Annotated in this window: 19 protein-coding genes and 2 tRNA genes; 11 read left to right on the forward strand and 10 right to left on the reverse strand. The window is 59.5% G+C overall.

Annotated elements, in window-relative coordinates:
- Positions 1 to 157 precede the first annotated feature (157 nt).
- The gene (locus FOY56_RS15810; RefSeq protein ID WP_146346840.1) at positions 158 to 1051 is read right to left on the reverse strand and encodes a pseudouridine synthase; all 894 of its coding nucleotides are present in this window, start codon (positions 1049 to 1051) and stop codon (positions 158 to 160) included.
- Positions 1052 to 1112: 61 nt separating this feature from the next.
- On the opposite strand from FOY56_RS15810, the gene FOY56_RS15815 reads away from it, so the two are divergent.
- Positions 1113 to 1574: a nucleoside deaminase gene (locus FOY56_RS15815; RefSeq protein WP_146346841.1), complete on the forward strand. Its 462-nt coding sequence runs from the start codon at positions 1113 to 1115 to the stop codon at positions 1572 to 1574.
- Positions 1575 to 1648: 74 nt separating this feature from the next.
- Here the strand turns inward: FOY56_RS15815 and FOY56_RS15820 are convergent, their stop codons facing one another.
- Positions 1649 to 2350 carry a winged helix-turn-helix transcriptional regulator gene (locus tag FOY56_RS15820; protein WP_146346842.1) on the reverse strand — a complete coding sequence of 234 codons (702 nt, stop codon included), beginning with the start codon at positions 2348 to 2350 and terminating at the stop codon, positions 1649 to 1651.
- Positions 2351 to 2500: 150 nt separating this feature from the next.
- Between FOY56_RS15820 and mddA the strand changes: the two genes are divergently transcribed.
- Positions 2501 to 3238: a methanethiol S-methyltransferase gene (gene mddA, locus FOY56_RS15825; protein WP_146346843.1), complete on the forward strand. Its 738-nt coding sequence runs from the start codon at positions 2501 to 2503 to the stop codon at positions 3236 to 3238.
- Position 3239: 1 nt separating this feature from the next.
- Positions 3240 to 3848, forward strand: coding sequence for an OsmC family protein (locus FOY56_RS15830; RefSeq protein WP_146346844.1), 609 nt, complete (start codon positions 3240 to 3242; stop codon positions 3846 to 3848).
- Positions 3849 to 3954: 106 nt separating this feature from the next.
- Here FOY56_RS15830 and FOY56_RS15835 read toward each other — a convergent pair whose 3' ends face one another.
- Positions 3955 to 4254 (reverse strand): DUF6476 family protein, encoded by a 300-nt coding sequence (locus FOY56_RS15835; RefSeq protein ID WP_146346845.1) that lies wholly within the window; start codon positions 4252 to 4254, stop codon positions 3955 to 3957.
- Between FOY56_RS15835 and FOY56_RS15840 the strand changes: the two genes are divergently transcribed.
- The 3 genes from FOY56_RS15840 to rpoH all read left to right on the forward strand — a co-directional run bounded on the left by FOY56_RS15840 (position 4253) and on the right by rpoH (position 8207).
- Positions 4253 to 5284 carry an RluA family pseudouridine synthase gene (locus FOY56_RS15840; RefSeq protein ID WP_146346846.1) on the forward strand — a complete coding sequence of 344 codons (1032 nt, stop codon included), beginning with the start codon at positions 4253 to 4255 and terminating at the stop codon, positions 5282 to 5284. The genes FOY56_RS15835 and FOY56_RS15840 overlap by 2 nt on opposite strands.
- 249 nt (positions 5285 to 5533) lie before the next feature.
- Positions 5534 to 6877 carry a metal-dependent hydrolase family protein gene (locus FOY56_RS15845; RefSeq protein WP_146346847.1) on the forward strand — a complete coding sequence of 448 codons (1344 nt, stop codon included), beginning with the start codon at positions 5534 to 5536 and terminating at the stop codon, positions 6875 to 6877.
- A gap of 433 nt (positions 6878 to 7310) precedes the next feature.
- Complete coding sequence (gene rpoH, locus FOY56_RS15850) at positions 7311 to 8207, forward strand: RNA polymerase sigma factor RpoH (protein WP_146346848.1); 897 nt, start codon at positions 7311 to 7313, stop codon at positions 8205 to 8207.
- A 55-nt stretch (positions 8208 to 8262) separates the two neighbouring features.
- On the opposite strand, the gene FOY56_RS15855 is transcribed toward rpoH, so the two are convergent.
- Entirely contained in the window at positions 8263 to 8619 is a 357-nt protein-coding gene (locus FOY56_RS15855) for a MerR family transcriptional regulator (protein WP_146346849.1), read from the reverse strand.
- A 30-nt stretch (positions 8620 to 8649) separates the two neighbouring features.
- Between FOY56_RS15855 and FOY56_RS15860 the strand changes: the two genes are divergently transcribed.
- From FOY56_RS15860 to FOY56_RS15870, 3 genes are all read left to right on the forward strand, one after another.
- A complete protein-coding gene (locus FOY56_RS15860) occupies positions 8650 to 9798 on the forward strand; it encodes an NAD(P)/FAD-dependent oxidoreductase (RefSeq protein WP_342779809.1) in 1149 nt (382 codons plus the stop codon).
- Positions 9799 to 9879: 81 nt separating this feature from the next.
- A complete protein-coding gene (locus FOY56_RS15865; protein WP_146346851.1) occupies positions 9880 to 10719 on the forward strand; it encodes a CoA transferase subunit A in 840 nt (279 codons plus the stop codon).
- Positions 10716 to 11453 (forward strand): CoA-transferase, encoded by a 738-nt coding sequence (locus tag FOY56_RS15870; RefSeq protein WP_146346852.1) that lies wholly within the window; start codon positions 10716 to 10718, stop codon positions 11451 to 11453. The genes FOY56_RS15865 and FOY56_RS15870 overlap by 4 nt, the downstream gene beginning before the upstream one ends.
- On the opposite strand, the gene FOY56_RS15875 is transcribed toward FOY56_RS15870, so the two are convergent.
- The 5 genes from FOY56_RS15875 to FOY56_RS15895 form a co-directional block, all read right to left on the reverse strand.
- Positions 11454 to 12524: a methylglyoxal synthase gene (locus FOY56_RS15875; protein WP_146346853.1), complete on the reverse strand. Its 1071-nt coding sequence runs from the start codon at positions 12522 to 12524 to the stop codon at positions 11454 to 11456.
- A 176-nt stretch (positions 12525 to 12700) separates the two neighbouring features.
- A tRNA-Gly gene (locus tag FOY56_RS15880) sits at positions 12701 to 12775 on the reverse strand.
- Between the two features lie 25 nt (positions 12776 to 12800).
- Positions 12801 to 12875, reverse strand: a tRNA-Gly gene (locus FOY56_RS15885).
- A gap of 298 nt (positions 12876 to 13173) precedes the next feature.
- Positions 13174 to 13563, reverse strand: coding sequence for an MAPEG family protein (locus tag FOY56_RS15890; protein ID WP_146346854.1), 390 nt, complete (start codon positions 13561 to 13563; stop codon positions 13174 to 13176).
- A 104-nt stretch (positions 13564 to 13667) separates the two neighbouring features.
- The gene (locus tag FOY56_RS15895) at positions 13668 to 17108 is read right to left on the reverse strand and encodes a pyruvate carboxylase (RefSeq protein WP_146346855.1); all 3441 of its coding nucleotides are present in this window, start codon (positions 17106 to 17108) and stop codon (positions 13668 to 13670) included.
- Between the two features lie 229 nt (positions 17109 to 17337).
- Here FOY56_RS15895 and FOY56_RS23625 point away from each other — a divergent pair, with 229 nt between their 5' ends.
- Positions 17338 to 17799: a rhodanese-like domain-containing protein gene (locus FOY56_RS23625; protein ID WP_186766354.1), complete on the forward strand. Its 462-nt coding sequence runs from the start codon at positions 17338 to 17340 to the stop codon at positions 17797 to 17799.
- A gap of 12 nt (positions 17800 to 17811) precedes the next feature.
- Here the strand turns inward: FOY56_RS23625 and FOY56_RS15905 are convergent, their stop codons facing one another.
- Positions 17812 to 18990, reverse strand: coding sequence for an alpha-hydroxy acid oxidase (locus FOY56_RS15905; protein ID WP_425468371.1), 1179 nt, complete (start codon positions 18988 to 18990; stop codon positions 17812 to 17814).
- Positions 18991 to 19065: 75 nt separating this feature from the next.
- Between FOY56_RS15905 and FOY56_RS15910 the strand changes: the two genes are divergently transcribed.
- On the forward strand, positions 19066 to 21429 hold the full coding sequence (locus FOY56_RS15910) for an ATP-dependent helicase (protein WP_146346857.1): 2364 nt from the start codon (positions 19066 to 19068) through the stop codon (positions 21427 to 21429).
- The last annotated feature ends 75 nt before the right edge of the window (positions 21430 to 21504 follow it).

The raw sequence follows: 21504 nt of genomic DNA on the forward strand, positions 1-21504 counted from the left end.
GCACGCCGGTGCAGACACCGAACATGACAACAAGCAGGGCGGCATAGGCGATCTTTTGAATTCCGGTCTGGGACATAGTCCCCTCTCATAAGCCTGTCTGGGTAAAATCTAGGCGATGGCGGGCGGTCATTCTAGGGGGAAGTCCCCGGCAAAGGTTTCAGCTTCGGCGCTTTTTTGCGTCTGCCCGTCCATGTGTACCAGATTTGGCGCCAACTTTGGGTCCAGATTTGGGACCAGATTTAGGACCGGCATTTGGGCCGGCATTGCGGCGCGCCCGAACCGGCTTTTGCTTGGTTGCGGTGCCCTCCGGTGTCACGCCAGCGTCCAGTCCCAATTGGTCCCGCAAAGCCTTGCGGCGCAATTCTTCGACGTGTCCCGGTTTCAGCGTGCCCAACTGAAACGGGCCATAGGCTACGCGGATCAGACGGTTCACGGTGAACCCGACATGCTCCATCGCCCGGCGAATTTCGCGGTTCTTGCCTTCGCGCAACCCGATTGTAATCCATGCGTTTGCGCCTTGCTGCCGATCCAGCGTGACCTGCATCGGCTGAAACCGCTCTCCGTCAACCACGATGCCTTTGCGCAGCGGTTCCAGACTTGCCTCAGACGGCCTGCCGTTGATCCGCACCCGGTATTTGCGCAGCCAGCCAGTCGACGGAAGCTCAAGCTTGCGCTTGATCCCGCCGTCATTGGTCAAAAGCAGCAACCCTTCCGAGTTCAGGTCAAGCCGCCCGACACTCATCACGCGGGGCATCTCTTCGGGCAGCGCATCAAAAATGGTCTTGCGCCCCTGTTCGTCCTTGGCCGTCGTCACCAGCCCTTGCGGTTTGTGATACAGCCACACGCGTTCGGGCTCGGCTTCGGCAATCGGTTTGCCATCTACGGTGATCCGGTCACTGGTCGTGACGTTCAGCGCCGGGCTGGTTATTTTCTTGCCGTTCACGGTCACACGACCGGCTTCGATCATGCGTTCTGCTTCCCGACGCGACGCAACGCCAACGCGGGACAGGACTTTGGCGATCCGATCGCCGGGAGGAGGGGTGGTATTCATCCGCCGGTCCTAGACGATTTCGCGGCCTTGCGAAAGCTGTAGATGCAAGTCAGGTTGGGGGATGGTCTTCAAATCATATATGAATCAGGCCCTTGATCAGGCCCGCGCCGCAGCTGCGCGTGGAGAAGTGCCGGTTGGGGCCGTATTGGTCGACCCCAAAGGCCAGATCGTGGCCACAGCCGGCAACCGGACCCGCGAATTGAACGACCCCACAGCCCATGCCGAGATCCTTGCGATTCGCGCCGCCTGCGCCGCAACAGCGTCCGAGCGCCTGCCGGGATATGACCTCTACGTCACGCTGGAACCCTGCGCCATGTGCGCCGCCGCCATCGCCGCCGCCCGCATCGACCGGGTCTATTACGGCGCCTCCGACCCCAAATCCGGCGGCGTTGACCACGGCGCCCGCGTCTTCTCGCACCCGCAAGCGCATCACAAACCCGAGGTCTATGACGGCATCAGTGCCGAAGACTGCGAAGCCCTGCTGAAATCCTTCTTCGCCGCGCGCCGTACCTTAGCCGATTGAAAAGGCTCACGACCGCCGCGACGCGGCAGAGGGCGATCAACGGCACCCGGAAAAATCGGCCTCAAAACCATGCATCATGCAGAGACGGCAGGCCGCACGCCAACCAATGGCGACTGAGCAATCCAGTCTGGTGCCGTGTTGACCAGATGCTTGGGGCCATCACAGAAAACCGATTGGGCCCTGATCGCGTCCCGGATGCCAATGTCGCCCAGCCACAGCGCAATCAAATTCGCCAGCGTGGCTGTCAGATAGACATCAACCTCATGCCCCGGATCGTCGGGGCAAAGATCGACAGCGTCGCCATTCGCAATCACCCACCATGTATCAAGATCACTCCGGTCGGATATCTGGACAAGGATCACAGTTTGCCCGTCCGGCAAGCCCTCGGTGTTCAGTGTTCGGTGAAAATCCCACATGAACCCGCCGACATCGCAATCCTGTGCTGCGATACTGCGTTTGCGCCATCGCATGCCCCAGACGGCCATGTTCTCGATAATGGGCCCAAGCTCGCGACCCGAGCGCGTCAGTTGATATTCGGCAACCTGCCCGGTTGGCGCAGATTTTCGAATAATGATCGCAGCGGCCTCCAGCGTTTTCAGCCGCTTGCTCAGGATCGATGGCGACATGCGCGGGATCGCCTTTTGAAACCGGCTGAACCGTGTTGTTCCCAAAAACATCTCGCGCAACAACAGAAGGGTCCACTTGTCGCCCAATATGTCGGCAGATGCCATTGCCGGGCACAAGCTGCCAGATATGTTCTTCGTTTTGCTGTCCATCGGACAAGCCTAGGTGCCCGTGCCCTCTGTGGCTACTACGGATTTCGTAGTGGTTTGGTACAGGATCGAAAGTATCCCCGCACCGCCAACATTCGCACCATAGGTCCTGACCCGGTGTTTCGGGTGATTTCCGATTGAAAGGAGTTCGGCATGGGCCGCTCAATTACATTTATCTACGGCGTGGGTGTCTACGCTGTTTTTCTGGGGACTTTTCTGTATTCCATTGGCTTTGTCGGCAATGTTCTGGTTCCGAAATCCATCGACTCGGGCGTGCAGGGCCCCGTCACAGCATCGGTCCTGATCAATCTGGTGCTGCTCTCCCTCTTTGCGCTTCAGCACAGCATCATGGCCCGCCCGGCGTTCAAGCGGGTCTGGACAACGCTCATTCCCAAACCAGCCGAGCGCAGCACCTATATTCTGATGACCTGCGCTGCCCTGATCATGATCTTTCTGTTCTGGCAGCCCTTGCCCGCAAAGGTATGGGACGTCAGCCAGACAATGGCAGGCACCGCTTTGCTTGCGCTCTTCTGGGGTGGCTGGCTTGTCGTTCTGGCCTCGACCTTCATGATCGATCACTTTGATCTGTTCGGGCTCAAGCAAATCTACGCGCACCTCAGGGATCGCAAGGCCACCCAATCGGGGTTTGTCAAAACCGGGCTGTATCGGTTGGTGCGCCATCCCATCATGACCGGTTTTCTGATTGCCTTCTGGGCCACGCCGATCATGTCCGTCGGGCATCTGTTGTTCGCCTTGGTCACCACCGGCTACATTGTCATTGCGGTTTTGCACCTTGAGGAAAAAGACCTGATTGCCGAGATCGGTGATGACTATCTGACGTATCGGCGCGAAGTCCCGGCATTTGTTCCCGGCATCGGGCGGGGGCAGTGATATGACACTGCATAAAAACCATTCAGACCACATCCAGACATTCATCGGGGCAGACCCGCTCAGTGTTCTCGACAGACAAAAACCCCTGCGACAGCATTTCGCACAAACGCCTGAAGCGGCCTGGGTGCGTGATCATGCCCGCACGGTCGATACGGAAATTCCGGCGAACCACCCAATCCACGGGCATGTCGTCTGTGGCGAAGGGATCCCGGTTGAGATACCTGTCTCTGTCCACAAGGCGGTCGGCGGCGAAAGCGACTTCCCTTGCCCGGGTGAGATTTTGGCCGCAGCCCTGGCAAGTTGCCTTGATACGGCCACCCGCATGATTGCCAACCTCATGGGGATCGAACTGGCCCATCTTGAGGTGCAGGTCAGCCTGGGTGCGGATGTACGAGGAACCTTGATGACGGGCGAAAACGTGCCCGTCGGTTTTCATACCGCCAATGTGAAGATCTATCTGAAAACGGAAAACGGATTGCCGGACGCGCAGTTGAATGCCCTGATCGACGCCGCAGAAAGAAGCTGTGTCATTCTGCAAACACTGCGCGCGCCACCAAACATTCAGGTTGAACGGTCTTTTGGTGACGGCCCCGGCGCCAACCGCCAATAAGACCCGTTCGCGCAGTCTTAAAGCGGGGTCAGGACCTGAATGCCCATCCGGCAACCTGATCCCGCAGGGCTGACAGCGACCCGGAACAAATCCACCGATCCCGCCCCTAGTCCAGCGTCACAGTCTGCTTCAATGCGCCCGTGGTTTTGTCATAAATCAGGATCCGCTGATCCTCGGTCACAATTGCATACCACCCGTTCCCAATCGTCACCGCCTGCACCTTTGCCCCATCCGGCAGAACAATCTCGTCTGGCAGGGTCGGGGTATCGTTCGACAGGCGCGTGACAAGCAGACCAACCACCACTACAACGCCGCCAATCATGACGACCGTCAGGACAGTCACGAGAACGCGCAAAAAGCGCAGGCTGCCCGGTTCGACGTCCGGCTCTTGGGAAGGATCACTCATGGCTATCCGCCTGATCGAATTCATAATCGCGGACGCACCGCCGCCGCGTCTTGATAAGGCGCTTTCGCGGGATGTACCAGCCGAGGCTGTCCTGTCGCGCACGCGGCTTGCCCGCCTGATCGCGGACGGCGCGGTTCAGATCGACGGGGCCATCCAAACCGACGCCAAGGCCAAGGTGCAGACTGGGGCTGCTGTCACCATCCGGATCGAGCAAAGCGAAGACAGCCATATCGGCCCCGAAGACATCCCGCTTGAGATCATTTTCGAAGACGAAGACCTGATCGTGGTCAACAAACCCGCCGGCATGGTGGTGCATCCGGCCCCCGGCACGCCCTCGGGCACGCTGGTCAACGCGCTGCTGCATCATTGCGGCGATGATCTCTCCGGTGTGGGCGGCGTCAAACGCCCCGGCATTGTGCACCGGATCGACAAGGACACCAGCGGCCTTCTGGTCGTCGCCAAAACCGACCGCGCGCATCAGGGCCTTGCCGCCCAGTTCGCGGCCCACACGGTCGAACGCTATTACCGCACGCTGTGCTATGGCGTCCCTGATGCCAACGACCCGCGTCTGCGCGGCGTCAAGGGCACCAGCTTTGAACCCGGCAATATCCTGCGCCTGACCACCCAACTGGCCCGCCACAAGACCGACCGCCAAAGACAGGCGGTGCTGTTTCAGGGCGGGCGGCACGCCATAACCCGCGCCCGCATTGTCGAACCCTTTGGTCAGCCGCCCGTCGCCGCGCTGATCGAATGCTGGCTTGAAACCGGCCGCACCCACCAGATCCGCGTGCACATGGCCCATGCCGGGCACGGGCTGATCGGCGATCCGGTCTATGGCGGCAAACGCAAGCTGCCGCAAAAAGCCCTGAACCCTGCCGCGCTCGAGGCCGTGCGTGATTTCCCCCGCCAGGCCCTGCACGCTGCCGTTCTGGGGTTTAAACATCCGGTCACCATGGAAGATCTGCGGTTCGAAGCCGCGTTGCCCGCGGATATGGAGACCTTGATCGCAACTCTGCGCCAGCCGGCCTGACATGGGTTAGACCTAAGAGGCGCACTTGGGTAAACGGGCAGGGTGTTGCGAAATTCCGGCCAACGCCCGCTATGCGGGACTTTACAGACGTCCACAAGCCCAACCCTGACAGGCCGCTTCCCGCGTATTGCGGCCGTTGACTCCAGTTCGAACAAGGTTACTTTTCCGGTAACTTGGTCGCCTCACCACTGTCGCGGGAACCGAAAGTGCGAGTAATAACGAAATTCATTGGCCCAAAAGGAAATTAGCATGCGAATTCTGAAAAGCGCTTTCTGTATAGTTGCATTCGTTGCCTCCACCAGTGTATTCGCTCAGGAAGACGGTTCCGAAAACGCTCCCAGTGCCGTCTTGATCCGCGGCGCGAGCATATTCACTGGGTGTTCCCCCGAGCTTGTTGAGGGGCAAGATGTATTCGTTGCGGGAAACATGATCTCGCGCATTGGAACGGACCTCGAACCGCCGGAATTCGCGACGATCATCGAGGCCGACGGACATGTCCTCATGCCTGGCCTGATCGATGCGCATTGGCACGGTGTGTTCGCAACGGCAACAATCGGCCAGCTTATGGCGACAAATGAGGGTTACTGGAACCTTCTGACTTCGGTCGCGCAGCGTGACGCGCTCTATCGCGGGTTCACCACCGTGCGCGATACCGCCGGTCCGATGTTCGACATAGCCCGCGCAACCGATGAGGGCCTTATCGAGGGGCCGCGAGTCTTTCCGTCCGGCCCGGCGATCTCGCAAACGGCGGGTCACATGGATTTCCGGACGACAAAGGACGTTCCTGCAACACCGGACAAACTCAATCCCTTCGAAACCTCCGACATGTTCTACATTGCCGACGGAGTGCCCGATGTGCTCAGGCGCGTTCGCGAAAACCTGATGCAGGGGGCGACACAGATTAAACTGATGGCTGGTGGCGGCGTCACGTCGAGCTACGACCCGATCCACACGATGCAATACACCAAGGCTGAACTAGAAGCGGCAGTCGAGCAAGCGGCGAACTGGGGTACCTATGTCCTGACCCATGCAATCAACGACGAGGCCGTCAATCATTCCATCGATGCCGGCGTCAAGAGCGTCGAGCATGGCCACATGTCGACACGCGAAACCCTGGAGCGTTTTGTTGAGAACGATGTTTGGCTCAGCATGCAGCCCTTCCTTGATGACGAGGACGCACCGGCCCTCAGCGAATTTCAGAAGGCGAAGTACAAGTTTGTCACCGACGGCACAGATTTCGTGTACCGTACAGCCAAGGATCTGGGTGTGAAAATCGCCTTCGGAACAGATACGCTCTTCAGTGCGGATTTGGCCAAACGCCAGGGTGCGCAGCTTGCGAAGCTTCAACGCTGGTTCACACCCTATGAGGCGCTTAAGATGGCGACCTGTGACAATGCTGATCTTCTGAAGCTTTCGGGCAAGCTTTCGCCCTATCCGTTGGGCCCGCTCGGTATCATCGAGGAAGGCGCCTATGCCGACCTCATCCTCGTCGATGGCAATCCGCTGGAGAATCTCGACTTGGTTGGAGATCCCGAACAGAACTTCGACGTCATTATGAAGGACGGTGTGATCTACAAGAATAGTCTGAACTGATATGGTTTAGTGGGCGAATCTCTTTGTATCCGCCGTTTCTTGGCGGCCATCTTCGGCGCGAAGCATTGATGTGACTGATTGTGTCGGATGTCTCCAAGGTCTCCAGAGCAGCCGTTCACAGAGGTTCGCAAGAACGGCTAGTTTGGGCTCAAAGCAGAATTCTCGACAGCGGCCTCACATCATCTTCGGTTGACTTGTTATGCCGAAAGAGCGTGCCGTGTAACGCACTGCTCAAAGGATCACACCGCTGCCCAGCACTGTCAGCAAAAGGCACCTCTGTCTGAAACGAACTGCACATCCGCGTGAACCTGCGAGCGTTAACCTTTCACTTTCACATCGGGATGCCAATATCGCTGTGACCCCCTTGAAAGGGGATCCATGTGCCACCATATCGAATGTTAAGACGATAAACATCAAGGAGGGACAGACAGTTATGGCTAGTTATGCAAACCTGCCGGCTCCGTCACCAGAAGGCGGGCTAAACCGTTATCTGCAAGAGATTCGTAAATTCCCGCTGCTTGAGCCGGAAGAAGAATACATGCTGGCGAAACGCTGGGTCGAAGAACAAGATACCGAGGCCGCGCACAAGATGGTCACGTCGCACCTGCGACTGGCCGCCAAGATTGCAATGGGCTATCGCGGCTATGGATTGCCGCAGGCCGAGGTCATTTCCGAAGCCAACGTCGGCCTGATGCAGGCGGTCAAGAAATTCGACCCCGAAAAGGGCTTCCGCCTGGCGACCTATGCCATGTGGTGGATCCGCGCCTCGATCCAGGAATATGTCCTGCGGTCGTGGTCGATGGTCAAACTGGGCACAACCAGCGGGCAGAAGAAACTGTTCTTCAACCTGCGCAAGGCCAAGGCCCGCATCGGCGCGTTGGAAGAGGGCGATCTGCGTCCTGAAAACGTCGAACGTATTGCGACCGATCTTGGCGTGACCGAGGCCGAAGTGATCAGCATGAACCGGCGTATGTCGGGTGGCGATGCCTCGCTGAATGCCACGGTCGGCTCGGACGGCGAAGGCACCATGCAATGGCAGGATTGGCTGGAAGACGAAGATGCCGATCAGGCTGGCGATTATGAGGCCAGGAATGAACTTGAATCGCGTCGTGAACTGCTGGCCGAAGCGCTGGACGTTCTGAACGACCGCGAAAAAGACATCCTGACTCAGCGCCGCCTTGCCGAAAAGGCAGTCACGCTTGAGGAACTCAGCGGCCAGTACAACGTCAGCCGTGAACGGATCCGCCAGATCGAAGTGCGCGCTTTTGAAAAGCTGCAAAAGAAAATGCGCGAACTGGCCCGCGAAAAGGGGATGTTGGCAACCGCCTGACCCCTTTGTGACGGTAAACGGTATATCCCGGCCCATCGTGGCCGGGATTTTTGTGTCAGGTGTCGCCGGATCGGGCAGCGTCCAGACCCTGCTCCAGAAACGCTATAACCCGGCGGATCTGCTCGGCGCGTTCTTTCAGGTCATCGACTTTGGCGCGCAACACGCTTTCGGCCACGGACCGGTCACAGCGTCCGGCCATCGCGTCGATGATATCCTTCAGATCTGCAATCGACATGCCTGCGTCGCGCGCCTTGGTAAAGAAATCCAGCCGCACCAGATTGTCTTCGGGATAATCGCGATAGTTGTTTGTCGCGTTGTTCCCGGGGGTCGAGGTGATCAATCCGTTCTTTTCATAAAAGCGGATCGTGTCGCGGCTTGTGCCCGATCGTTCAGCAAGTTCTCCGATACGCATCGCTTTCCTCAAACTGTGGACTAAGGTCAATTGTTTTCCGTTTCCATAACCTCTACATGTCTGCTCAACAGTCAAAACGCAACAGACAGGAAGCGTATCGTGTCAAATCGTATTGTTATCGTTGGCGGCGGCTATGCCGGGGCCGAGCTTGCCAGATCGCTGGACACCAAGGCCGAGGTCACGCTGGTCGAACAGCGCAGCCATTTTGTGCACTCCGCCGCGATGATCCGGGCTCTGGTCACGCCCGAGTTGATGGACCGGGCGATGATCCCCTACGACAAACTTCTGAAACGCGGCACCGTCGTTCAAGCCACGGTCGCATCCGTCGATGAAACGGGCGTCACGCTGGCGGACAATAGCCGGATCGACGCCGACTATATCGTGCTCGCCACCGGATCGGACAACGCGACGCCTTTCAAACCAAAAGGCGCGGATGTCGCTGGCCTGCGAGAGGACGTTTTGCGGATTAACGCCCAGCTCAAGGCGGCTAAGACCATCGCCATTGTCGGGGCAGGGGCCGTGGGGACCGAACTTGCGGGCGAAATCGCCCATTTCATGCCCGAAAAGAAGGTCACGCTGATCTCTGGCCCTGCGCATCTGTTCCCCGACCAGCCCGCCAAACTGGGCCAAAGCCTGGCGGCCAAGCTGCAAGCCGCAGGTGTAAACCTGCTGCTCGGCACGCGGGCCGAAAACCTCGACAACCTGACCGAACCCTACAGCGGCACCCTGACCCTGTCCGACGGTCAGACACTATCAGCAGATCTGATCTTTCCGGTTATTGGCTCGCGGGCGAACTCGGATTTGTTCGACACGCTGCCGACTGTCAGCAGAACTACTGCGAACCGGGTGGTTACCGACGGCTATATTCGCCCGTCATCGCTTCCCAACGTGTTTGCAACGGGTGACGTGGCCGACAACGGCGACGCGATGACCATCGTTGCAACGATGCGGCAGGTGCCGTGGCTGACCAAGACCCTGACGGCACTGATCAGCGGCAAAACGGTCGATGATCTCAAGCCCTATACGAAATGGAACAAACCGCCGATTCTGGTGCCGTTGGGGCCCAACAAGGGCAACTCCTACCTGTCGTTGTTCACGGTTGGCGATCTGTTGACACGTCAGTTGAAAGGCAAGGACCTGTTCATCAAGAAAAACCAGAAAGCCTTTGGCCGAACCTGACATCTGCATCAGCCGTATCAATCTTGACTTGCCTCGGGCCCGGAACTTCGGCGAAGCTTCCGGGCAGAGGAGTCCCAAGCCATGTCCGACCTGTTCCTGCCCTCAATCCCAGACCTCGCGGCCCGCGTGTCCTCCGGCGCATCCCTGATGCTGACCAAGGGCGAAGGCCCTGACACGCCGATGGAGTTGGTCAAGCAGATCATCCGCAACAATGTCCGCGATCTGCACCTGATCACCCTGCCAACCTGCGCCAATCCCGTGTCGGGCATGATGGCCGATATGCTGATCGGCGCGGGCTGCGTAGCATCCGTCGAAACTGCCGGGATTTCTCTGGGCGAAGCCGGGGCCGCCCCCCGCTTCAACACAGCGGTGAAAGACGGCACGATAACAGTGAAAGATGGCACATGCCCGGCGATCTATGCGGCGGTACAGGCCGGTGGCAAGGCCCAGCCGTTCGCCCCGCTCCGGGGCCTGATCGGCAGCGATATCGAAGCCATGCGGGACGATTACAAGGTTATCGACAACCCGTTCAATCCCGGCGAACCGGTGGCCGTGCTCAAGGCCATCAACCCGGATATCGCGGCTTTCCACGCGCCCTGTGCAGACCGCAATGGCAATGTCTGGATCGGGCGGCAGCGCGACTCGCTCTATGCGGCCCACGCGTCAGACACGGTGCTGGTGACGGTCGAACAGGTCATGGATTGCGACTTCTACGATGATCCAGCCATGGTCGCCGGGGTCATCCCGTCCTTTTACATCACCGCCATCGCCGAGGCCCCCGCAGGCGCCATGCCGATGAATGCGGATGGAAAGCCCGATATGGATCAGGTGCGCGCCTATGCCAGCGCTGCACGCAGCGCTGAAGGGTTCGCCGCGTGGATGGACGCCAACGTCCATGGCACCTTGAAGGCCGCAGAATGACTGACCCAATCCGCCCGGAAGAGATTTACGCCACCGCCATCGCGGGCTTCCTGCACGGCGCGCGCCACATTGCCGTTGGCATGGCCTCCCCGATCCCGGCCACCGGCGCGCTGCTGGCCCGCGAACGCTCAAACGGCACCTTGCGCGTGTCGATCCTTGGTAATCCCAAATCCACCCCATGGACCAATGGCGGGGCCGAACTGTTCGATCTGGCCGGACGCGGCGGCATCGACGGGTTTTTCCTCAGCGGCGGGCAGATCGACGGGCAGGGCAACATCAATCTTGTCGGTGTCGGCGATTATCCCGAAGCCAAGGTCCGCTGGTCCGGCTCATTCGGCTCGGCTTACCTCTATTACGTCGTCCCGCGCGTGATCCTGTTCCGGTGGGAACACACCCGCCGTACATTAGTCGAACAGGTCGATTTCATCAGCGCCCCCGGATCGTCCGATCCAAACGTCTATCGCCCCGGCGGACCCGTCGCACTGATCACCAACCTGTGCCTGTTCGACTTCGACAAAGATCGGAAACGCTTCCGCCTCAATTCCATCCACCCCGGCCACTCGCTGGAAGAGGTGCAGGACAATACCGGGTTCGACTTCGAAATCCCTGATCAGTTTGCGACAACAGCAGTGCCAGATGCCGAAACGCTGGGCACCCTGCGCGGTCCTGTTGCGACACGCGTGGCCGGGATCTATCCGGGTTTTGCCCAACAGGTGTTCGGCGCAGCGGCCTGATCAGGCGCGCCGCAGCAACGCAATCGCCAGCGCATCGGCCACAGACGGGCTCAGTGCAATCGGGATGTCATGCATCACCGCAAGCCGGGTCAGCGCCTGAAGGTCAGCGTCATTGGCATGATGCGCTGTCGGGGTGGCGAAGAAGATCACTGCATCCAGCTCACCCGTCGCAATCATCGCCCCAAGCTGCTGATCGCCACCCCGATCCCCGCGCTGCAAACGCCGGATGCGCAACGATGGGTCCAACTCAGCCAGCATGGTGCCGGTGCCGCCCGTGCAGATCAGCCGGTGCCCCGCCAGATCTTTCACATGCCGACGTACCCAGGCCTGCAATTGCGCCTTGCGGCCATCATGCGCCACCAGGGCGATCCGGCGCGGGGCGGTCGACCGGTGTTGCGCCCGCGCCGTGATGTTCAGGATGGATCGAACCTGCGCCCCGAACCCGTCATCTTCTGCCGGGAACTCTCCACTCAACGCCGCTGTGCCAACCGTAAACCCTGCCGCCCCCGCGATGGCCGTCGCTTCAACCCGCGCGGCACTGTCTATACTGCCGGCCATGATCACCGGTTTGGAGACCGCCGCACAAACCTGCGCCATCAGCCCGGGCACATCGCCCTGATACCGATAGGCCAGCAGGTCCAGCCCATGCACATGCTCCAGATCGGCCAATCGCCGGGCCGATTCGACAATGGCAGAATCGGGTCCTTCCAGCACGCTGGGATGGCCGGTGATTACCCCGGGAAACGGATAGTAGCGCACCGGATGGTCACGCGTGATGGCGCTGACCGCTTCGGCGCGGGTACCGCCCAGCAAACAGTCGACCTCCAACGCGATGGCCGCACGGGCCGAGGCGAGTTCGCTGTCTTCATCCAGACTGACAACCTCCAGATACGACCGTCCCCCTGCTGTGCGAATCCGCTGGGCCAGCCCGCGCAATTCGTCAAACGGCAGACCCACATCCTTGAACCCGATATGGCGCACGCCCCCGGCCAGCGCATCGTCCAGTCGCGCAGCCGCATCCGGGATGGTCCGGTCGTTCGAGGTGAGCATCAGGATGAAGTCAAAAGCCATGCGTCGTCCTTTTGACTTGCAGGATACACGGTGGTGAGTGATCGGCTAAGAAGAATGGCCAAACCGCGATGTACATAACGGAACATCCCCCGGAAATGGCATGTACAAAACGGGGCAAACCCCCAAAACGACGAAAGGCCACCCGAAGGTGGCCCATATCGTCAATCGGGAGACATTGGAGCGGGCGAGGCGATTCGAACGCCCGACCCTAACCTTGGCAAGGTTATGCTCTACCCCTGAGCTACGCCCGCAACCTATGACAGTCCCGACAAATTTTGGAGCGGGCGAGGCGATTCGAACGCCCGACCCTAACCTTGGCAAGGTTATGCTCTACCCCTGAGCTACGCCCGCTTCCTTGGGTGAGGCGTGAGATATAAACATCGCCCGAATGCTGCAAGGGGAAAATGTCTGCTGCGTCGAAAAAAACTTTGCCCGGACCGCGACGGAAGTTGCTGGCCCATACGTTTTGCTTACCAAACGACAAACAGCAGGAGGAAGACACTTGAAACAGGGTACGACAATCCGAACCTTCGCACTGGCCGGTTGCATTGCGCTGGGGTTTTGGGCTCAGCAACGGCAGGACAATGTCCAGGGGCAATCAGAGGCTCAAAGCAGTTGGAACTTGCCAGAGACTGTGACGCAAAGCCCTTTAAAACATAGCGTGCAGCAACAACCCCAAGGCGGCGACACCCAGCATGGTCAGGGTCAGGGCCATGCCCAGAACGCGCAGCCGCAGGTTTTGTGGCGAGGCTGAGAACCCGTAAGCGTGCAGCAGCCTGCCCGCCAGCAAGCCCAACCCCAAAAGGTGAAGCGCCAGCACCGGTGCGCCTTGCAGTTCGGCAAGCAACAGCAACACAACGCCCAGAGGCGCATATTCGGCGCAGTTCGCCTGCGCGCGCATACGCTTCAGCAGTTTCCGGTCGCCCTCATCCCCCAGCGACAGCCTGTTGGCACGTCGATACAGAATGACCCGGGCGCTCAGCCCAAGGAACAGAAACGTCAGGATGGCCGCATAGATCGGGGTCACGATCAGGGTCATGAGGTTCCTTTAAGTCTCTGTTTTTGAGAGACGAACGGCCCAGAGCGACCGGGCCGTTCATCCGAAATTCTGATTGTGATCCGCCGCTTGAAAGGCGGGTCAGGTTATTCCAGTTCGACCAACAGATCCTTGGCGTCGATCTGACCGCCCGACTGAACATGCACCGCCTTGATCACGGCATCATGATCGGCGTGGATACCGGTTTCCATCTTCATCGCTTCGATTGTCAGCAGCATATCACCTTGCTTGACCTGTTGGCCTGCATGCACCGCGACCATGGCAACGACACCCGGCATAGGGGCGCCGACATGTTTCGGGTTGCCGGCCTCGGCCTTGGGACGCGCGGTGCTGGATGCGCTGACCATCCGGTTTGGCACCCGGATCACGCGGGGTTGACCGTTGAGTTCGAAGAACACCTTCACTTCGCCGTTTTCATCAGTCTCACCAATGGCTTGCAGGCGAATTTCCAGTGTCTTTCCGGGGTCGATCTCGGCGCTGATCTCATCACCCGGTTCCATACCGTAGAAGAACGTATGGGTGGGCAGGGTGCGCACCGGGCCATAGGTTTCATGGCGGCGCAGATAATCCGAGAACACCTTGGGATACATCAGGTAGCCGTTCAGATCCTCGTTATCGATTTCGATCCCGTCCAGCTCGGCAACGGCTTGCGCCCGCACGGCTTTCAGATCGACAGGCTCTAGATGTTTGCCGGGGCGTTCGGTGTTGGGGGCTTCGTCCTTCAGCACCTTTTCAACGATCACAGCAGGGAACCCGCCCGGAGGCTGACCCAGATTGCCGCGCATCATGTCGATGACGCTGTCAGGAAAGGCGACGTCCGTGGACGGATCTTCAACCTGCGACCGCGTGAGGCCCTGGCTGACCATCATCAGGGCCATGTCGCCGACGACTTTGGACGAAGGTGTGACCTTGACGATATCGCCAAACATCCGGTTCACATCGGCATACATCTGCGCCACTTCGTGCCAGCGGTCTTCCAACCCAAGCGAGCGCGCCTGCGCTTTAAGGTTGGTGAACTGGCCCCCTGGCATTTCGTGCAAATAGACCTCGGATGCAGGGGCCTGAAGCCCGGATTCAAAGGCTGCATAATGCGCGCGGACCGCTTCGAAATAGTCCGAGATTTCGCGGATCGCCTTGATGTCGAGCCCTGGATCACGATCCGTATTGCGCATCGATTCGACCAGTGAGCCCAGCGTCGCCTGCGATGTGTTTCCGCTGAACGAATCCATCGCGCAGTCAACCGCATCAACCCCAGCTTCCGAGGCGGCAAGGATCGTCGCAATAGCCACGCCTGCTGTGTCGTGCGTGTGGAAGTGGATCGGCAAGCCGACCTCTTGCTTCAGCGCGCTGACCAGTTGCTTGGCGGCCGTGGGTTTCAACAGACCGGCCATGTCTTTCAGGCCCAATACATGCGCACCGGCGGCCTCAAGGTCTTTGGCCATGCCGACATAATACTTCAGGTTGTACTTGGCGCGGTCAGGGTCGTTGATATCGCCGGTATAGCAGATCGTGCCTTCGCAGATCTTGCCCGACTCGACCACCGCATCCATTGCGACGCGCATGTTTTCGACCCAATTTAGCGAATCAAACACACGGAACACGTCGATTCCGGTTTCCGCCGCTTGCCGGACGAACTCCTGCACGACGTTGTCGGGATAATTGGTGTATCCGACTCCGTTCGAGCCGCGCAGCAGCATCTGTGTCATCACATTGGGCAGGCGTTCGCGCAGGTCGCGCAGGCGCTGCCACGGGCATTCCTGCAAGAAACGATAGGCCACGTCAAAGGTCGCGCCACCCCAGCATTCGATCGAAAACAGCTGCGGCAGGTTCGCGGCATAGGCCGGGGCCACCTTGATCATGTCGATGGACCGCATCCGGGTCGCCAGCAGCGACTGGTGTCCATCCCGCATGGTTGTGTCGGTGATCAACAGTTGTTTCTGGGCTTTCATCCAGTCGGCAACTGCCTGTGGGCCTTTTTGTTCCAGCAGGTTACGCGTGCCCATCATCGGTTCGGCCTTGGGTGTCGGTCCGCGTGGGTCCTTCAGGTCAGGCGGGGGCAGGGGGCGATCCTTGGTTTCGGGATGCCCGTTCACCGTAATGTCGGCGATATAGGTCAGAACCTTGGTGCCCCTGTCACGGCGCTGCTCGAACTGGAACAGTTCCGGCGTCTCGTCGATGAACTTGGTGGTGTATTCGTTGCTCAGGAACGTCGGGTGTTTCAGCAGGTTCTCAACGAACGAGATGTTGGTGCTGACGCCACGGATCCGGAATTCGCGCAGTGCACGGTCCATCCGGGCAATTGCCTTTTCAGGGGTCTGGGCGTGCGCCGTCACCTTGGTGAGCAGCGAATCGTAGTACCGGGTGATGACCCCGCCAGCATAGGCGGTTCCGCCATCCAGCCGGATGCCCATCCCCGTGGCCGAGCGATAGGCCGTGATGCGGCCATAGTCAGGGATAAAGTTGTTCTGCGGGTCTTCGGTGGTCACCCGCGTCTGCAACGCATGGCCGTTCAGTTGGATGTCGCTTTGGGCGGCTTTGCCAGTTGCTTCGGCAATTGTCTTGCCCTCGGCGATCATGATCTGCGCCTGCACGATGTCGATCCCGGTGACCTCTTCGGTCACGGTATGTTCGACCTGCACGCGGGGGTTTACTTCGATGAAGAAGAACTTACCCGACTCCATGTCCATAAGAAATTCTACGGTGCCCGCACATTCGTAATTCACGTGTGCACAGATCTTGCGCCCCAGTTCGCAGATCTCTTCCCGTTGTTTTTCAGACAGATAGGGGGCAGGCGCGCGTTCCACGACCTTCTGGTTGCGGCGCTGGACCGAGCAATCGCGTTCGAACAGATGATAGATCTGCCCGTGCTTGTCGCCCAGAATCTGGACTTCGACGTGGCGGGCGCGGGTGATCATCTTTTCCAGATAGCCTTCGCCATTGCCAAAGGCGGCCTCGGCCTCACGGCGGCCTTCCAGCACTTTTTCTTCCAGTTCGTCCTCAGACTGGATCGGGCGCATCCCGCGCCCGCCACCGCCCCATGACGCTTTCAGCATCAGAGGATACCCGACCTCGGCTGCCTGGCCGCGGATCTTGTCCATGTCATCGCCCAGAACCTCGGTCGCCGGGATCACCGGAACGCCGGCGGCAATAGCAACCTGACGGGCGCTGGCCTTGTCGCCAAGCGCGCGCATGGTCTCAGCCTTGGGGCCGATAAAGGTGATGCCGTTCGCAGCACAGGCATCCACGAAATCCGGGTTCTCGCTGAGCAGACCATAGCCGGGATGGATCGCATCAGCCCCGCTTTCGCGGGCGACGCGGATAATCTCGTCAATGCTCAGATAGGCGGCCACCGGCCCCAGCCCTTCACCGATCCGGTATGCCTCATCCGCTTTGAACCGGTGCAGGCCAAGTTTGTCTTCCTCGGCATAGATGGCGACGGTGCGTTTTCCCATTTCGTTGGCTGCGCGCATGATGCGGATGGCAATCTCACCGCGGTTCGCGATCAGGATCTTCTTGAAATCTGGCAAGGGCAGGCCCCCCTTTTTCGTGCTCTGTCCGAAATTTGCCCAAGGCGTAAGTCACCGGTCAGGCCAAGCGCAATACCAAGGAGTGCGTATTTTGTTACATTTCGGCAAGGTTTCGCTTTTATATGCGATAAAGGCCCGTCGTATCACCCGAAAGTCCGGATGTGTCAGGTTGCATGCCGAAATCGAACGTGGCAATGAAGGAAACACGTACTGTAAATGGAATGTGAAAATGACTGACCGACGCGCCTTTTTGATGGCTCTTGGGGCCGCATTTGCCCTTCCCTCGATCACGCAGGCCAGTGCGGGAATCGTGACGCCGCATCAGGCGCATGACGCGGTCACTGACGGCTCGATGATCCTTGTCGATATCCGCACACCGGCAGAATGGGAGGCGACCGGCGTGGCCAAAGGGGCCTGGTTGCTTGACATGACGCATGATCAGTTCGGTCCGCGTCTTCTGGCTGTGCTCGACCGCAACCCCGACCACAAGGTGGCCATCATCTGCCGGACGGGAAATCGTAGCGGGTATCTGATGGGGGTTTTGGCCAAGAACGGGATTACAGGCGTCTATGATGTGTCTGCCGGGATGGCAGGTGGCCCCAACGGCATGGGGTGGATTCCGGCCGGATTGCCGGTCGTGGACGCAGTCCAGGCGTATGACGCTATGCCCGGTGATTTGCGCGCGGGTTGATCGGGCGAAGTCTTAGGTCAAAAGAGCCCCTTTCAGATCGGCAATGCTGCGCGCACCGATCTGGCCCATATTGGCGGCCATATCCTTTGCCAGAATATCCGCCAGATGATCTGGCCCCTGTGCGCCAATTGCCCCAAGCGCATAGTGGAACGCCCGCCCCAGCATCACGAAATCCGCGCCCAAAGCGAGGGCGCGCAGAATATCCAGCCCGCCTTCGACCCCGCTGTCAAAAATCAGCGGAAGAGACGTCGCAGCCCGGATCGCCGGCAACGCTTCGATACTGGACAGCGATGCATCAAACTGGCGACCCGCATGGTTCGAGATCCAGATCGCATCGACCCCGGCCTGTTCCAGCTTAGGCGCATCCTCGGCGCGCAAGACACCTTTCACCAAAAGCGGCCCGTCCCAGTTGTCGCGCAACCACTGCAGGTATTCCCAATCGGGCGAGGTCCGCAGCAGGTACCCGGCATGGGCGGTCGAACTCAGCCCGGTCAAGTTCTCGGCGTATTCGTCGATCAACCGCATGCGTGGCATCCCATGGCGCAATGTGCCAAGCGCCCAGGCCGGGCAGGTGGCAACCTGGGCCAACAGGCGGGGCGTCAGGCTGGGCGGTGTCGTTAGCCCGGATCGCACCTGACGTTCGCGACGCGACGCCACCGGAACATCGACGGTCAGGACAAGTGTACGAAATCCAGCGGCTTTCGCACGATTCAGCATGTCCATGCGGATCTCGGGGTCACGCGGGGGATACATCTGAAACCAGCCGTGCTCTCCCAGGCAGGGCGCAACAGTTTCTGGCGTCTGGGTTGCCACGGTTGAAAGGGAATAGGGAAGGCCCAGCCGTTTGCCCGCTGCCGCCAGCAAACGTTCGGCGTCGGGCCAGATCAGACCGGACATCCCCAAGGGTGAAATACCGACGGGCAGGGGAAAGGCGTGCCCCAGAAAGCTGGTCGACAGGTCGGGTTCGAATTCGCCATGCAGGATCGAGGGCGCAAACAGGATCTCGTCCAGTTTGGCGCGATTGCGGTCCTTGGTGTGTTCCTGACCGGTGGCACTGTCGAGGTATTCCCAAACGAAATGCGGGATGCGGCGTTGCGCCCTGAGCTTGAGGTCAAGGACCCCGGGATATTGGCTGTGCAGATTCATGGCGCGACTGTGCGACAGCTTGATCGCCATTGTCCAGATGGGCATTTATGGTGCAGAAATCGCGGGAACATATATAGAACGTGACTTTCGCTTGATGCCGAAACACGCTAGGCTGACCGTATGAGCAGTTTCGACGATATGGACGCCTTTGAGGCGGCTTCGCTTTCTTCCCGTGCCATGGCAGCGCGGCCAATGCCGTATCTTGACGGCCTGAACCCGGCCCAGCGGGAGGCTGTTGAAAACCTGGACGGCCCGGTGCTGATGCTGGCCGGGGCAGGGACGGGCAAGACCAAGGCGTTGACGGCGCGGATCGTACATCTGCTGAACACAGGCACCGCCCGCCCAAACGAAATTCTGGCCGTGACCTTCACCAACAAGGCCGCGCGCGAAATGAAGAACCGTGTCGGCGGCATGCTGGGTCAGGCGATCGAAGGCGTGCCGTGGCTGGGCACTTTTCATTCGATTTGTGTCAAGCTGTTGCGCCGCCATGCAGAACTGGTCGACCTGAAATCGAACTTCACCATTCTGGATACCGACGATCAACTGCGATTGCTCAAGCAATTGGTCTCGGCCGCCGGGATCGACGACAAGCGCTGGCCTGCGCGTCAGTTGCTGGGCGTCATCGATGACTGGAAAAACCGGGCTTTGACGCCTGACAAGGTACCCGCCGCCGATGCCGGGGCGTATAATCACAAGGGCGTCAAGCTGTACGCTCAGTACCAAACCCGGCTGCGCGACCTGAACGCCGTCGATTTCGGTGATCTGCTGCTGCATGTGGTTACGATCTTTCAGACGCACCCGGACGTCCTGCAGCAATACCAGCGCTGGTTCCGCTATATCATGGTTGACGAATACCAAGATACCAACGTCGCCCAGTATCTGTGGCTGCGGCTTCTGGCGGGCGGTCACAAGAACATCTGTTGTGTCGGAGATGACGATCAGTCGATCTATGGCTGGCGCGGCGCCGAGGTGGGCAACATCCTGCGGTTTGAAAAGGATTTTCCGGGTGCAAAGGTCATCCGGCTTGAGCAGAATTACCGCTCGACCCCGCATATCCTGTCCGCCGCCGCCGGCGTTATCCGGGGCAATCAGGGCCGTCTGGGAAAAGAGCTTTGGACCGAAACAGAAGACGGCGAAAAGGTTCGCCTGATCGGCCATTGGGATGGCGAGGAAGAGGCGCGCTGGATCGGTGAAGAAGTCGAAAGCATGCAACGCGGCACGCGTGGGATGCGCAGCTATGGGCTGGATGAAATGGCCATCCTTGTGCGCGCCTCGCATCAGATGCGGGCCTTTGAAGACCGGTTTCTGACCATCGGTTTGCCCTATCGCGTGATCGGCGGACCGCGGTTTTACGAGCGGTTAGAGATTCGTGATGCCATGGCCTATTTCCGTGTCGTGGTGTCGCCTGACGACGATCTGGCGTTCGAGCGTATCGTCAACACCCCCAAACGCGGACTTGGTGACAAGGCGCGTCAGACCATCCAGACGGTGGCCCGCGCCAATGGCGTCAGCCTTGTCGAAGGCTCCAGACTGGCGGTCGATGGGGCCATGATCAAAGGCAAGGGCGGGGCGCACCTGCGCGAACTGGTCGAAAACCTGCGCCGCTGGGGCCGGATGGCGGGCGATGCTGATCTGACCCATATGGAACTGGCCGAAATCATCCTTGATGAATCGGGCTATACCGGGATGTGGCAGAACGACAAGACGCCCGAAGCGCCGGGCCGTTTGGAGAACCTGAAGGAACTGGTCAACCAGCTGGAGAACTTTGAAAACCTGCAAGGCTTTCTGGAGCATGTCAGTCTGGTCATGGATAATGAAAGCTCGGATTCCGAACAAAAGATTTCAATCATGACGTTGCACGCGGCCAAGGGGCTCGAATTTCCTGCGGTGTTTCTGCCGGGCTGGGAAGACGGTCTGTTCCCGTCCCAACGCAGCATGGACGAAACCGGCCTGAAAGGTCTCGAAGAAGAACGCAGGCTGGCTTATGTCGGCATCACCCGCGCGGAAGAGGTCTGTACGATCTCGTTCGTTGCCAACCGCCGGGTTTTCGGCCAGTGGCAATCCGCGCTGCCGTCGCGGTTCATCGATGAATTACCCGAAGATCATGTCGAGGTGCTGACCCCGCCCGGGCTGTATGGTGGTGGCTATGGGGCCGCCGCGCCCAGCGGGGCGCAAGGTGCGGTAAAAAGTAATATCGAAGCCCGCGTGGCTGCGGCCGATGGCTATAATTCACCGGGCTGGAAACGGCTTCAGGCCCGCGCGGGTGAACGGGGCATGTCGCAACCCAAGGAAACCCGGAATTCGGTGATTGATCTGGATGCCGTGTCCAGTTTCACGGTGGGCGACCGGGTGTTCCATCAGAAATTCGGCTATGGGGCCGTGATCGGGATCGAAGGCGACAAGCTTGAGATCGATTTCGAAAAGGCCGGGCAAAAAAAGGTGGTTGCCCGATTTATCTCGGCCAGCGACGACGTTCCATTCTGATCCTCCCCTTCTTTTCCTCTTGCTGAAAATATCCCGGGGAGCGCGAGGGGCTGGCCCCTCGCTTGTCTGCTCGTG

The organism is Falsiphaeobacter marinintestinus (genome assembly GCF_007923355.1).
Classification (GTDB): domain Bacteria; phylum Pseudomonadota; class Alphaproteobacteria; order Rhodobacterales; family Rhodobacteraceae; genus Phaeobacter_A; species Phaeobacter_A marinintestinus.

Excerpts from the sequence above, each read along its gene's own strand:
- FOY56_RS15810 (WP_146346840.1), bottom strand. The coding sequence starts at position 1,051 with ATGAATACCACCCCTCCTCCCGGCGATCGGATCGCCAAAGTCCTGTCC.
- FOY56_RS15815 (WP_146346841.1), top strand. The coding sequence starts at position 1,113 with ATGGTCTTCAAATCATATATGAATCAGGCCCTTGATCAGGCCCGCGCC.
- FOY56_RS15820 (WP_146346842.1), bottom strand. The coding sequence starts at position 2,350 with ATGGACAGCAAAACGAAGAACATATCTGGCAGCTTGTGCCCGGCAATG.
- mddA (WP_146346843.1), top strand. The coding sequence starts at position 2,501 with ATGGGCCGCTCAATTACATTTATCTACGGCGTGGGTGTCTACGCTGTT.
- FOY56_RS15830 (WP_146346844.1), top strand. The coding sequence starts at position 3,240 with ATGACACTGCATAAAAACCATTCAGACCACATCCAGACATTCATCGGG.
- FOY56_RS15840 (WP_146346846.1), top strand. The coding sequence starts at position 4,253 with ATGGCTATCCGCCTGATCGAATTCATAATCGCGGACGCACCGCCGCCG.
- FOY56_RS15835 (WP_146346845.1), bottom strand. The coding sequence starts at position 4,254 with ATGAGTGATCCTTCCCAAGAGCCGGACGTCGAACCGGGCAGCCTGCGC.
- FOY56_RS15845 (WP_146346847.1), top strand. The coding sequence starts at position 5,534 with ATGCGAATTCTGAAAAGCGCTTTCTGTATAGTTGCATTCGTTGCCTCC.
- rpoH (WP_146346848.1), top strand. The coding sequence starts at position 7,311 with ATGGCTAGTTATGCAAACCTGCCGGCTCCGTCACCAGAAGGCGGGCTA.
- FOY56_RS15855 (WP_146346849.1), bottom strand. The coding sequence starts at position 8,619 with ATGCGTATCGGAGAACTTGCTGAACGATCGGGCACAAGCCGCGACACG.
- FOY56_RS15865 (WP_146346851.1), top strand. The coding sequence starts at position 9,880 with ATGTCCGACCTGTTCCTGCCCTCAATCCCAGACCTCGCGGCCCGCGTG.
- FOY56_RS15870 (WP_146346852.1), top strand. The coding sequence starts at position 10,716 with ATGACTGACCCAATCCGCCCGGAAGAGATTTACGCCACCGCCATCGCG.
- FOY56_RS15875 (WP_146346853.1), bottom strand. The coding sequence starts at position 12,524 with ATGGCTTTTGACTTCATCCTGATGCTCACCTCGAACGACCGGACCATC.
- FOY56_RS15890 (WP_146346854.1), bottom strand. The coding sequence starts at position 13,563 with ATGACCCTGATCGTGACCCCGATCTATGCGGCCATCCTGACGTTTCTG.
- FOY56_RS23625 (WP_186766354.1), top strand. The coding sequence starts at position 17,338 with ATGACTGACCGACGCGCCTTTTTGATGGCTCTTGGGGCCGCATTTGCC.
- FOY56_RS15905 (WP_425468371.1), bottom strand. The coding sequence starts at position 18,990 with ATGCCCATCTGGACAATGGCGATCAAGCTGTCGCACAGTCGCGCCATG.
- FOY56_RS15910 (WP_146346857.1), top strand. The coding sequence starts at position 19,066 with ATGAGCAGTTTCGACGATATGGACGCCTTTGAGGCGGCTTCGCTTTCT.